Source organism: Pedobacter sp. PACM 27299 (assembly GCF_001412655.1).
Classification (GTDB): Bacteria; Bacteroidota; Bacteroidia; order Sphingobacteriales; family Sphingobacteriaceae; genus Pedobacter.
Genome location: NZ_CP012996.1, coordinates 928,360 through 941,440, shown reverse-complemented (window position 1 = coordinate 941,440; position 13,081 = coordinate 928,360). Strand labels below are relative to the sequence as shown.

General features: G+C 39.6%; 8 protein-coding genes. 1 reads left to right on the top strand and 7 read right to left on the bottom strand.

The features are described 5' to 3' along the window. Positions 1-10: 10 nt before the first annotated feature. The 4 genes from AQ505_RS03945 to surE all read right to left on the bottom strand — a co-directional run bounded on the left by AQ505_RS03945 (position 11) and on the right by surE (position 5,892). Positions 11-3,208 (bottom strand): SusC/RagA family TonB-linked outer membrane protein, encoded by a 3,198-nt coding sequence (locus AQ505_RS03945; protein WP_082461408.1) that lies wholly within the window; start codon positions 3,206-3,208, stop codon positions 11-13. A 539-nt stretch (positions 3,209-3,747) separates the two neighbouring features. Beyond that, positions 3,748-4,854 carry a lipid-A-disaccharide synthase gene (gene lpxB / locus AQ505_RS03940; protein ID WP_062546972.1) on the bottom strand — a complete coding sequence of 369 codons (1,107 nt, stop codon included), beginning with the start codon at positions 4,852-4,854 and terminating at the stop codon, positions 3,748-3,750. Further along, complete coding sequence (locus tag AQ505_RS03935; RefSeq protein ID WP_062546971.1) at positions 4,854-5,120, bottom strand: hypothetical protein; 267 nt, start codon at positions 5,118-5,120, stop codon at positions 4,854-4,856. The genes lpxB and AQ505_RS03935 overlap by 1 nt, the downstream gene beginning before the upstream one ends. Continuing rightward, entirely contained in the window at positions 5,113-5,892 is a 780-nt protein-coding gene (surE, locus tag AQ505_RS03930; protein WP_062546970.1) for a 5'/3'-nucleotidase SurE, read from the bottom strand. The genes AQ505_RS03935 and surE overlap by 8 nt, the downstream gene beginning before the upstream one ends. Positions 5,893-5,974: 82 nt before the next feature. Between surE and AQ505_RS03925 the strand changes: the two genes are divergently transcribed. Then, positions 5,975-8,908 carry a M16 family metallopeptidase gene (locus AQ505_RS03925; protein WP_062546969.1) on the top strand — a complete coding sequence of 978 codons (2,934 nt, stop codon included), beginning with the start codon at positions 5,975-5,977 and terminating at the stop codon, positions 8,906-8,908. Between the two features lie 83 nt (positions 8,909-8,991). On the opposite strand, the gene AQ505_RS03920 is transcribed toward AQ505_RS03925, so the two are convergent. Genes AQ505_RS03920 through rimO form a run of 3 tightly spaced genes read right to left on the bottom strand, consistent with a single transcriptional unit; the run spans position 8,992 to position 13,050 of the window. Beyond that, on the bottom strand, positions 8,992-10,077 hold the full coding sequence (locus tag AQ505_RS03920; protein ID WP_062546968.1) for an Ldh family oxidoreductase: 1,086 nt from the start codon (positions 10,075-10,077) through the stop codon (positions 8,992-8,994). Positions 10,078-10,079: 2 nt separating this feature from the next. Beyond that, the gene (gene bshC / locus AQ505_RS03915; RefSeq protein WP_062546967.1) at positions 10,080-11,669 is read right to left on the bottom strand and encodes a bacillithiol biosynthesis cysteine-adding enzyme BshC; all 1,590 of its coding nucleotides are present in this window, start codon (positions 11,667-11,669) and stop codon (positions 10,080-10,082) included. A gap of 46 nt (positions 11,670-11,715) precedes the next feature. Continuing rightward, positions 11,716-13,050 (bottom strand): 30S ribosomal protein S12 methylthiotransferase RimO, encoded by a 1,335-nt coding sequence (gene rimO / locus AQ505_RS03910; protein WP_062546966.1) that lies wholly within the window; start codon positions 13,048-13,050, stop codon positions 11,716-11,718. Positions 13,051-13,081 lie beyond the last annotated feature (31 nt).

Sequence of the window (13,081 nt, the reverse complement as noted above, 5' to 3'; positions counted from 1 at the left end):
ATTTTTAGAACTATAAACTCACATTTAAGCCCAGCATAAAAGTAGTTGGCTTAGGATAATCGAAGAACGTTTGTCCTTGCGCAAAAGCATTGGAATACGTAGTTACTTCAGGATCATTACCAGAGAATTTAGTGGCCAGGAAGAAATTCTGCACACTACCATAAACTCTCAATCGGTTTATTTTCAGTTTCTTGGTGATATTTTCCGCAAATGTATAACCTAGTAAAAGATTTCTACCACGAATAAATGAACCATCTTCTACCCAGTGGCTATCCACATTGGTCACATAACCAGCCCTGGTATCGCGAATAGCAGCAATTGGCGTGTTTTGGTTTTGCGGAGTCCATGCATTTAATACAGAAGCATAGCTATTTGCAATTCCTACACGATCTTCAGCAGAGTGTTTCGTCATATCTAACACATCATTACCTGCAGAATACTGAATCTCTACAGTCAGATCAAACTTTTTATATTTAAAAGTATTAGAGAAAGCACCCCAGGCTTTAGGGCTGCCATTGCCGATAATTCCACGGTCATCATCATTAATCTGGTAATCACCATTTTTATCAAGGTACTTAATATCACCTGGAAGAACTGGTTTACCTGCTCTATAATTGTACTTAGCAGCTTCTGCACGCTCGCTCTCACTCCAGGTACCAAGACGGGTTAATCCCCAGAAAGAACCTACTGGCTCACCCACACGGATGATTCCGGTTTCATTGGTAAACCCAGGATTTCCTACACCAAAAATATCTGCTGGTGTAGCCAATGAAAGCACTTTATTTCTATTCATTGAAATATTAAAACTGGTATTCCAGCTAAAATCATCAGTACTGATATTTACAGTATTGATCGCAAATTCCAAGCCCTTGTTTTCCATGCTGCCAATGTTTTTGGTAATCGAGGAATAACCACTGGTTAAAGGCACCGGTGCATCCAAGAGCATATCAGAGGTTTTACGGTAATATAAATCTGCTTCCAGGTTCACCCTGTTATTGAATAATCCCAATTCCACACCTAGGTCTGACTGTGCGGTTTTTTCCCATTTCAAATCTGGATTAGCCAGGCGATTTGTACCTACACCAGCTACCCTTGTATCATTGATAATGGCGGCATAACCTGAACCCAAAACACCTTTTGATAAATAACTAGGAATCTCAGAGTTACCTGTCACCCCATAACTGGCACGTAATTTTAAGTTAGAGATAACCCTGCTTTCTTTGATAAAATCCTCTTCTGAAACTTTCCACGCTACCGCCGCAGATGGGAAGAATGCATATTTACTGTTCTCTCCGAATTTAGAAGAACCATCCGCACGACCCGTAGCCGTGAAAAGGTATCTATCTTTGTAGCTATAGTTTAAACGCCCGAAATAAGAGTTAAATCCAAATCTTTCCGCTCTGGATGTTCCCGGAGTAGGTTTACTTCCCCCGATCAGGTTGTTGTATTGTGGAAAATCACTGGAGAAGTTCTCTGCGCCTGTAGCGAAGCCAAAGATATTAGTTTCCTGCCATGATATACCTAACAAACCAGTAACCGCGTGATCTTTGGCAAAACGTTTATTATAAGTCAGGTAATTTTCAAATGACCAATAGGTTTCTCTATTATTGTCTAGCGTAGCCGTTCCTTTCTGATCAAAAGAGATTCCGTAAAGGCTACGTCCATTGTATTCAGAACGTCCACGGGTCACCACATTTGCGCCTAAAACTGAACGAAACTCCAATCCTTCTGCAAGGTTTAGGTTTGCATAAGCATTCCCTAATACATTCTGTGTTTGCAAAAGATATTTACGATCTGTCAGGATATGCACTGGGTTGGATCCACCTTCTGCGCCCGGATAATTTTGATTATCTGCCCAGGTACCATCAGGATATTTAACAGGTAGAAAAGGGAAACTTTCTGTGATCATCCTTACCGAATTCAGTCCACCGGTACCAATATCTACCAGATTTTCTGTTTGATTGGTATAGTTTAAGCTTCCACCTACTTTCAACCATTTCTTCATCTGGCTATCCATCACAAACCTTCCAGAATAACGTTTCAGATAGGAGTTTTTCAGTAATCCATTGTCATCTCTATAATTCAGGAATAAACCATAAGAATTCTCTGCATTACCGCCGGTAAATCCAAGCTGATGATTTTGAGACAGTTTATTCTGAGTGGATTCTTTAAACCAATCGGTATCATATATGGGACTTCCATCTGCATTAAAAAGCAGTGGCAAATTCTTTCTTTTTATTCTTGGATCTACATATTGATTATTCGCCCATCCTGCAGGATCATAGATTTTAGCATTATCGTAAGCTAAATTTTCTACATCAATAAATTCCTGAGCATTCAGCATTTTCACACGCTTTGGTCCAATAGTTGGCACACTAAAATCTACATCATAAGAGATTTTATTACCCGTATTAGTACCTTTTTTAGTGGTGATCATAATCACCCCATTAGCACCTCTGGCACCGTAAATCGCTACCGAAGAAGCATCTTTTAACACCTCTACAGAGGCGATATCTCCAGGATTCAGGAAGTCGATCGCATTACTGCTTTGCGTTTGTGAACCTACTGGAAGAATAACCCCATCCACAACATATAAAGGATTATTAGTTGTTTTGATGGAACTGAAACCACGGATACGGATATTCGTTTGTCCACCCGGGCGACCAGAGTTAGAGTTCACCTGTACTCCGGGAATACGTCCTGCCAATGCCTGGTTCAAGGATGCTGCCGGACGTTCTTTCAATTGCTCTTCTTTTACAGAACCTACAGCTCCCGTTAAGTCAGATTTTTTTCTGGTTCCATAACCTACTACCACTACATCATCCAGATCTACCCCAGAGGCTGGTTTTAATTTAATTTGCAGTGGAGCAGCACCTGATCCTGCCTGACGAGTTTGAGTTTCATAACCGATATAGCTGAATGTCAGCTGATCTGTCGCATTTTCAACTTCAATACTGAACCTACCTGAAGCATCAGTTACGGTAGCTTTATTATTTTTCGATGATTTAACGCCTACACCAGGCACAGGTTGAGAATTTTCATCTACTACTGTTCCGGTGATTAATATTTTCTGAGTGGCATTAGGAAACAAAAAAGTAGAATGGGATTTAGCAGCCTTTATCATCAGCTCCGCTGGTGTAGCATGCGCCTGCATTCCCGTTAAACAGAGCAAAGGAAGCCCTGCAAAAACTAAGTTTTTAATTTTCATTAGTATTTATATTTAGGTTAGTTATTTGGTTGTTTTGCATTCCCTAGATGCAATCTCCATTGCTGAAGCTTTTTTAAGTACGGGGACTAAACCGTTTTAATGATTTAGCATGAAAAGTCTAGTTAGCTTATTTATTCATAGTGCTCGGTTAAAGTGAATATTAGGTTGTCTATTTGGTGAATTTAACTTGTGCATTAGCTGTAGTAAACCCTTTTACTAATCTTTTACCATTCCTAAAAATAAGGCATAAAAATTCCTTCCTGATTTCAAGATCAGGCAGCCATAAAACGGGAATCGTTTAAAATCAAATAAGGAAAGGGACTATGGCTAAAAACCTAAGCTAATACGTTTTAAAAAATGGCCAAAGGGTAGTGTAATAAAAGTAGAATCATTCATATCTGGTTATATTTTGGTTAATGATCGTTTTATTAAAAAGCACTAGTAAAGAACTAATACGTTTTACTAAATCAATAATAAAGAATATATTCTAAATATCAAATATTATGTGAAACTAAATACAAATCAGCTTATTGAGCCATCTAACGGCCTTTTAGGTCGGAAATTAAGAGTTTTGCGGTTCTTTCTGAGGCACCAGCAGTTCCCATTTTACCGGATAATTCTTCGTAATCTGCCAACATCGTGTTTCTAACCTCGGTATAAAGCAAGTCTTTTAAGATATTGGTGATCTGCTGGGTATTACAGTCTTCCTGAATAAGTTCGGTCACTACTTTTCGATCCATAATCAGATTTACCAGGGAGATAAAGCGGATATTTACAAGCATCCGCGCAATCGCAACAGAGATTTTACCCCCACGGTAAACGACTACCTGTGGCACATGGAATAAAGCCGTTTCAAGAGTTGCAGTTCCGGAAGCTACAATAGCTGCTTTGGCCACATGAAGCAACTGATAGGTTTGTCCGAAAACAAGGGTCACATTTACCGTATTTATAAATTGCTGGTAATAAGCGGCATCAAAACTAGGTGCAGCAGCCACTACAAACTGCTGATCAGGAAAAGCAGCAGTTACACTTAACATATCCGGCAGTAATCGCTCGATTTCCTGTTTTCTACTACCAGGCAGTAAGGCCACAATATCTTTATTCAGCTGATGTTTGGTCCTGAATTCAGGATCCGGGACAAATAATGCAATTTCATCCAGCAAGGGATTCCCTACATAATTGACCTCCATCCCCCATTTCTTATAGAAATCAACCTCAAATGGTAAAATACAAAAAAGCTGATCTACAATTTTCTTAATTTTTAATACCCTTTTCTGGTTCCATGCCCATACTTTTGGAGAGATATAATAGGCTACTTTGATCCCATTCGCCTTCGCAAATTCCGCAATTTTAAGGTTAAAACCTGGAAAATCAATTAGAATCAATACGTCAGGACGGTAAGCCAATACATCTGCTTTGCAGGCTTTCATGTTCCTGAAGATGGTTCTCAAATTCATGACCACCTCTGTAAAGCCCATGAAAGCCATTTCGGAGTAATGCTTTTTCAACTTCCCTCCTTCTGCTTTCATTTTATCACCCCCATAATAGCGAAACTCCGCAGCTGCATCTTCCAGTTTTAGTGCTTTCATTAAGTTGGCACCGTGCAAATCTCCGGAGGCTTCTCCAGCTACTAAATAGTATCTCATTATTGGTTGATTTTATAAAAAAAGAAGAGGAAAGCCCAAAGAAATGTAGCACTGATAATGCCTCTTCCTGTATTTTCCTTATTAAGTTTAAAAAAGTATTGGAGTAGTAAAGCGTTAACGGCGATAGAGGCGATCAACAATAAATCAGCCTTGGCCAAAAAAGCATAACGGTGCATCAGGTACCAGGAAATGCTGCCAAGGATACCGGGAGCCAGTATACCGACTCCCAGTCCTATAAATACCGAATCTTTAATTCTTCTAAACATCAAATGTCCAGGTGTTCAATACAGGGATGGCATGGTGTGCCGTTAAGTCAAATTGTACTGGAACTACGGATACGAAACCATGTTCCAATGCCCATACATCTGTATCTTCCCCTTTATCGTTATTTTGGAAAACTCCGGTCAACCAATAATAAGGACGTTGGTAAGGATCTTTACGCTCATCGAAATCTTCCGCCCATTTGGCATTGGCCTGACGACATATTTTTATTCCTTTCAAATCTGCTCCTTTTGGGAAGTTGACATTGAGTAAGGTGGCTTGCGGCAAGCCATTTTTCAATACTTCTTCAGAGATTACTTTAATAAATTTCTTACAGTGGCTGAAGTCCGCACCTTCGGAGAAATCATCCAGAGAAAACCCAATCGATGGAATGCCTTCAATTGCTCCTTCCACCGCAGCAGACATCGTTCCTGAATAGATGACATTGATGGAGTTATTCAATCCATGGTTAATCCCAGAAACACATAAATCCGGTTTCTGACCTTTAAAGATCTTATTTACGGCCAGCTTTACACAGTCTACAGGAGTTCCCGAGCATTTATACATTTCTACGCCTTCGTAAAGATCAACGCGATCAAAACGCAATGGTTTTCCGATGGTAATGGCATGTCCCATTCCAGATTGCGGGCCGTCTGGTGCAACCACCACTACATTCCCCAGCTCTCTCATCACTTCAATCAGGTTTTTTATGCCCGGAGCTGTGATTCCATCATCGTTTACCACTAAAATATTAGGTTTAGAATTTTGCTTCTTCATACCCACAAAAATACGAGAATTAGATAGAATGTTAAGGACATAATCGACTTTCCCAGTATATTTGGATTATAACTTATTAAACATGAAGAAAAAATTACTGCTACTCGCCTGTTTTCTAATTGCAGGGTCGAGTATAATGGCTCAATCCGGTTTTCAATGGAAAACGGCGAGCTCGGGTGGATATACTTATAAGTATGTGACCAATGACCCGACAAAATCACGTTTTTATACCTTGAAGAACGGCTTAACAGTGATTTTATCCCCAAACACGAAAGAACCAACCATTGAATTCCGAATGAGTGTAAGAGCGGGAAGTAATACAGATCCGCGTACTGCAACCGGATTGGCGCATTACCTGGAGCACTTGTTGTTCAAAGGAACAGATAAATTCGGCACCTTGGACTTCGCAAAAGAAAAGCCATTGTTGGATAAAATCGATGGTCTTTATGAGCAATACAATAAAACAACTGATCCGGCAAAACGAAAAGAAATCTACGCACAGATTGATAAAACTTCTGGTGAAGCTTCTAATTATTCTATCGCCAATGAGTATGATAAAATGATGAAAGCAATCGGTGGGCAGTCGACAAATGCACATACCTGGTATGAGGAAACGGTTTACAATGAAGATTTCCCTTCAAATGCGACCGATAAATTCCTTGCTTTACAAGCAGAGCGATTCCGTAATCCTATTTTCCGTATTTTCCATACGGAATTAGAAGCAGTGTATGAAGAGAAAAACAGGGGCTTAGATGATGATTCCTGGAAAATTAATGAGAAGACAGCAGAATTATTATTCCCGACTCATAATTATGGTCAGCAGACGACCATTGGCACGGTAGAACACTTAAAGAACCCTTCTTTGGTAGAAATCAGAAAGTATTACAACAAATACTATGTACCAAATAACATGGCCATTGCTATGGCCGGAGATTTCAATCCGGATGAAATGATCAAAAAGGTGGATCAGTCTTTCTCTTTCATGCAATCAAAACCTGTTGAACTGTATCAGCCAGCACCAGAAAAACCATTAACGAAAATTCAGAAACTAGACATTTATGGCCCTAGCGCAGAAAGCGTAAGATTATCTTACAGAGGTTTTGCAGAAAACACGCAGCAAAGCTTGTTGTTAGACCTGATTTCCAGTATTCTTTCTAATGGTAAAGCGGGTTTATTGGATATTAACCTGAATAAACAGCAAAAAGTACTTCGTGCATCCGCAGGTTATCAGCAGATGAAGGATTACGGAATTTTCTTCCTCACTGCACAGCCTAAACAAGGACAAACTTTAGAGCAGGCGCAGCAATTGTTATTGGATCAGCTGAATATTCTTAAAAAAGGAGATTTTGATGAAAGCCTGATTAAGGCAACTGTTGCCAATCAGAAACTGAGCTTATTACAGTCTTTTGATGAGAATGCTTTCCGTGTTGAGGCCGTCACCAATGAATTTATCTTGAACCGTGCCACTAAATGGGACAAATCTTTAAATGGACAGGATGCGATGGCAAAAATCACGAAAAAACAAGTGATTGAATTTGCCAACCAGTTTTTCAAAGAGAATTATGTGGCCACTTATAAACATAAAGGAGAAGATAAAAGCATCGCCAAGGTAGAGAAACCGACCATTACTCCAGTACAAACCAATGCGACAGAAACTTCCCCATTTGCTAAAAACCTATTGGCATTACCATCCGCACCTATTGCTCCTAAATTCCTGGATTTCCAGAAAGACCTAAATTTCGGTAATGCAGGAATCGCAGAGGTCATCACCGTAGAGAATAAAGAAAATAGCATTTTCCGTCTATCTTATCGCTTCGAGATGGGTGCCTACAACAACAAACTAATACCTTATGCAGCTCAATATCTTGCTTTCTTAGCCACTGATAAATACAGCGCAGAAGAAATCAGTAAAGAATTCTATAACATTGCTTGTAATTATACTTTTAATGTGAGCAATGAAGTGGCTACGATTAACATCAGCGGCTTACAGGAAAATTTTGATAAGGCTGTTACTTTGGTAGAGCATATCCTGACCAACTGTAAAGCCAACGAACAGGCTTTAACGGAACTAAAAAGTAGAATTCTTAAATCAAGAGAAAACAATAAGTTAAATAAAGCAGCTATCCTAAGCGGCTTGATGAGCTATGCACAATTTGGTTCAGCGAATCCAACTAACTTTACTTTAACCAATCAAGAGGTAAACAACATTAGCTCTGCTGAGCTATTGGCCATCTTGCACAACCTGAGAAACTATCAGCATACGATCACGTATTATGGTCCGCAAAATGAGGCTACTTTCAGTGCAAACATCAATAAGCTGCATAAATTACCTGCAGCATTTGTTGCTGCACCGGCAGCAAAGAAATTCGTTTACACGGAAAATGCAAATAGTCAGGTTTATTTTGCAGACTATGACATGGTGCAGTCTGAAGTGCGCTGGGTAAGAAATGCAGGTAAATATGAAGGCGATTTAGCAGGAAAAGTGACACTTTTCAATAGTTATTTTGGTGGCGGTATGGGTTCAATTGTGTTCCAGACCATCAGGGAATCTAAAGCATTGGCCTATTCCACTTTTGCAGTTTTCGCTGCTCCTGATCGTGACGACAAACAATATGCAATGGTTGCTTATGTGGGCAGTCAGGCGGATAAAATGAATGATGCGGTAAAAGGAATGAATGAGTTATTAAACGATCTTCCTGAATCGGAAAAATCATTTGAAGCTTCAAAATACAATGCTATGAATTCGATAGAAACCAGCAGAATCACTAAGGATGGAATTATAGCAGCCTATTTTGCCAATAAAAAACTAGGAATCGACCATGATGGAAGAATCGATGAATACAATGAATTGAAACCTTTAACTTTTACAGATATCAAGGCTTTCCATGCAGCACGTGTGGCCAACAAACCATACAATTACTGTATTGTAGCTTCCGATAAGAAAGTAAAATTAGAAGATATGGAGAAATTCGGAACCTTCAACAAATTGAGCTTAGAACAAATATTTGGTTACTAAAACAAATATTCGGAAGGCAAATTCCTAAAATAAAGAAGCCTGATCACGATTGTGATCAGGCTTCTTTATAAACATGATATCCATTAGGCTAAGCCTTCAATCCCTAGTTTTTCCGCAAGTTCATTCAGATCATTCACTACCACATCGATAATTGGAATTCCCTGAACTCTACGTTCCTGTTCAAAAGCATACTCCGGCTCTCCCGGAATCACTACTTTTTGACCTTCTTTTATCGTCTTTGCAGATTGAAAACGTTCAATCCAATTGTCCAGATGATCTTTAAAATCTGCTGCCGGACGGAAGCCATCAATGCGCATCGCACCAAAGAAATGTCCGATACCTTGTCCAACAGGATTGGCTGATGGTTCCAGGAAAGCCACAAAAGGAGGCACCCAAGGACCATAATTTGCCCCTGACAGCACTGCTGATAAAATATCTACCGTAGCACTAAGCCCATATCCTTTATGACTGCCATGGTCTTTATCACTGCCTAAAGGCAAAAGAGACCCACCATCTTTCAATTGATGTGGATTTGTAGAAACATTTCCATCTTTATCCTGTACCCAGCCTTCTGGGATCGGCAGATTTGCTCTTTGAGCGATTTCCAACTTCCCATTTGCTGCCGCAGCGGTAGCCATATCCACCACTACCGGAGGATACTTTCCAGCAGGAAAAGCATAACACATCGGATTGGTACCCAGTAACCTTTCATTCGCATAAGTTGGTGTAACCAACGGACTTGCATTGGTCATACTTACCCCAATCATATCTTGTTCTACCGCCATTAAAGCATGATATCCGGCAATTCCAAAATGATTAGAATTTTTAACCGCTACCCATCCACTCCCATAGATCTTTGCTTTTTCTATTGCTACTTTCATGGCAAAAGGAGCCACTACCAGTCCTAGTCCTGCATCTCCATCTACTGTGGCAGTAGTTGGCGTTTCATGAACCACACGCACGTTAGGTGTCGCATTGATGCGTTCTTTTTCCCATAATCTAACATAGCCGCTTAACCTGGCTACTCCATGAGAATCTATTCCACGCAAATCTGATTTTAGCAATACATCTGCTGCCAATTGCGCATCGACTGCAGGGCATCCCATTTTCAGGAATACCCTTTCCGTAAATTGACGTAAATTTTGTTCTGTAAAAGTGTGAAAAATCATTTTTATGAAGCAAATAGAACCGTAAACTGATGGTCCAATGGTTTGAAATTCAAAATCAGGGAAGCGATAAACTCATCGCCATAGGCTACATATAAAGGTGCAATATTCAGCACCCGCTCCTGCAGCACCCCTGTTGGGAAAAGTTTCCCTTTTAAATTGTCAATCTGTGATAAAGAAGTATCATGCTTTCGCTTTTCAGCGCGCAGCATTTTCTTCTCCAGGTTGACGATCAATTTTAGCGCTTTAGTTTTAGCAGCATCAGCCGATTGCGAAAGTGTTTTATCTATTTTATAAGCATTGAGCTTAATCTGATCAAAAATGGCGCTCAATGTACGTTGCTCATCCCCCAATGTCAGCTGTAAATTAACATGGGCTTTGATCCAATCGTTTTTAAGTGTTTCGTTATTTTTAAACAAATCTTTATGACTGATACCAAGAATCTGCATTTTTAATTCAGAACGTTTATCGATCACTAATGCGGAGTTTCTAAGCAATAAAACCGGAAAATCTACCTGATAATAATCGAAGTTTGCTTTTAGCTGTAACCAATAAGTCAGTTCTGCACCTCCACCGATATAGGCCAGGTTTGGCAAAATCACTTCCTGATACACCGGGCGCATCACCACATTCGGACTAAAACGTTCCGGGAACTCGCTGATTTCTTTTTTTAATTCATCGAGACTGAACTGAATGTCGGTATTCATCACCTTAAATACTTCATCTTCTGCTACAATACGTTCCCTTAACTGGTCTGTCATGTAAAAGAAATTGATTTCCCTAGGGTTTACCTGAGTCTTATAACCTTTGGCTTCCAAAGCAGCATTGCTTTCAGAAATATGCTTAAAGCTATGCTGACCAATAATATCTGCTTCGATAATAGGCGCAAATTCCTTTTTTAGCGCGGGTTCATCTGCATCTACACAGACCAATCCATACTTTCCAAATAACCCATTGACCAGTTCCCTGGTGGCATCAGAAAGTTTCCCATGTGTTCCGTATGCCCTTTCGACCAATTCGGCCAATTGCAAACCATTCTCGCTAATGCCGAGATAGCCTTTATAAGCCAATAATGTTTCTGTGATGTCTTTGGTACTTAATCTTCCAGTGGCTCCGGCTGCATTTTTATTCCAGCTGAGCTTCCTATCTTCGATTTTCACATGGTTGATCTCTTCAAAATCATGATCTTCGGTAGCCATCCAATAAACGGGGACAAAGTTTTCATTCGGAAACTTCTCCTTTAACTCTTTTGCAAGGTTAATGGCTGTGACAATCTTGTAAATGAAATAAAGTGGACCCGTAAAGATATTAAGCTGATGACCGGTGGTAATGGTATAAGTCCGGTCATCAGCTAGAAGTTGTATATTTTGTTCCACTAAAGCGGGTGCTTCAACGGTGGTATATTGCTTTTTCAGAACCTCAGTCAATACAGACCTATTTCCTTTAAAATCGCGGTTAGCGATGGCTTTAGCAAAGCCTTCGAAATCCGGTGTGTACTTATAAAAAGCACTTAACTGGTCCTTTCCGTCGATGTAATCGAGTACAGCGGTGGAGAAGGCATTGGTTTCCTGGTAAGAGATGTATTTGGCCTGCATTGCTACGAATTTAAGTTAATAAACCAGAAGTCAATACATCACAAATTTATTTTACAATTTGTCCATATAGATCAAAATCTTCTGCCCTGTCAATCTTCACATTTACGAAGCTTCCATTAGCCGCATAACCTGTTTTAGCATCAATTAAAACCTCATTATCAACCTCAGGAGAGTCAAATTCAGTTCTTCCAATAAAGAAATCACCTTCTTTTCTATCTACCAGTACTTTATAGGTATGACCGATTTTTTCCTGATTGATCTCATAAGAAATCCCTTGCTGTAATTCCATGATGGCATCTACACGTTCCTGTTTTACTTCTGCAGGGACATCATCAACCAGGTCATGAGCATGAGTTTTTTCTTCATGAGAATAAGTGAAACAACCTAATCTATCGAACCTCGTGTCTTCCACCCAGCTCAGCATCTCTTCGAAATCGGCTTCTGTTTCACCTGGGTAACCACAAATTAAAGTAGTACGCATGGCGATATTCGGCACTTTATCTCTGATTTGGTTCACAATATCAATGGTCTTCTGTTTCGTGATTCCACGACGCATAGATTTCAACATATTATCTGTAATATGCTGTAAAGGCATATCCAGGTATTTACAGATGTTATCACGCTCGTTCATTGCATCCAGAATCTCCATTGGGAAACCTGAAGGATAAGCATATTGTAACCTGATCCATTCGATTCCATTTACATCAGAAAGACGTCTTAGCAATTCGTCCAGGTTACGTTTTCCGTAAATGTCTAAACCATAATAAGTCAGATCCTGTGCAATCAGAATTAATTCTTTTGTACCGTTAGCGGCTAAAATTTTTGCTTCATTTACCAACTCATTCATATCTCTGGAAACGTGTTTTCCACGCATCAAAGGAATGGCACAAAAAGAGCATGGGCGGTTACAGCCTTCTGCAATTTTAAAATAAGCAAAGTGAGATGGAGTGGTCAATAACCTTTCTCCAATCAGCTCATGCTTATAATTAGCACCTAAGGAATGTAAGATATTGTTCAGATCATTGGTTCCAAAGAAAGCATCTACATTGGTGATTTCCGCTTCCAATTCCGGCTTATACCTTTCAGATAAACAACCGGTTACAATTACTTTGGCAATTTTACCGGCGTCTTTAAGTTCGCTATATTGAAGAATAGTATCAATTGATTCTTGCTTGGCATTGTCGATAAAACCGCAGGTATTGATGACTACAATATCATCTTTGCCCATTTTATCGGATTCATGGACCACATCCATGCTATTGCCACGAAGCTGACCCATCAAAACTTCTGAATCATACAGGTTTTTAGAACAACCCAAAGTAATGACATTGATTTTAGGTTTTTTAACAGGAATGATTTTAGATGTGGTTTTTGTATTCATGATTTTTTATTTGGTGTAGAATTCTTCTGTT